At 48.1% G+C, this 308-nt stretch carries 1 protein-coding gene; it reads right to left on the reverse strand.

Translation table 11 applies throughout. From position 1 onward, the window contains the following. Nucleotides 1-208: 208 nt before the first annotated feature. Nucleotides 209-307, reverse strand: a complete 99-nt coding sequence (locus tag D0T57_RS15525) for a DUF2625 family protein (protein WP_255490641.1) — start codon at nt 305-307, stop codon at nt 209-211. Nucleotide 308: the final 1 nt, after the last annotated feature.

Raw genomic sequence — 308 nt, forward strand, 5'->3', positions numbered from 1 at the left:
CTCCCGACGGACTAAGTGTGAATATATCAGTAGCGTGAGCCATACCTACAGCTACTATCATATTAAAGGCAAATACTGCATGGGATACTTAAAAAGCAAGGTTCAGTCGGTATAGAACGGGTGTTGGATAAGTTCCATTCTTTGTGGTTTACCTGCACCTGTCCCTTAAAGAATGGGTATATATCAACCGCGCAACCTAAGCCGTCTTTCACGCCGTCTGCTTCATCCTGTCGCTGCCTGCTCCCAGAACACGTATCCAGCCGTCGTCTATGAGCAGCCCTCCTGTTTCGTACACAATGGCTCCCATC

It is taken from the genome of Dysgonomonas sp. 511 (assembly GCF_010501105.1).
Taxonomy (GTDB): domain Bacteria; phylum Bacteroidota; class Bacteroidia; order Bacteroidales; family Dysgonomonadaceae; genus Dysgonomonas.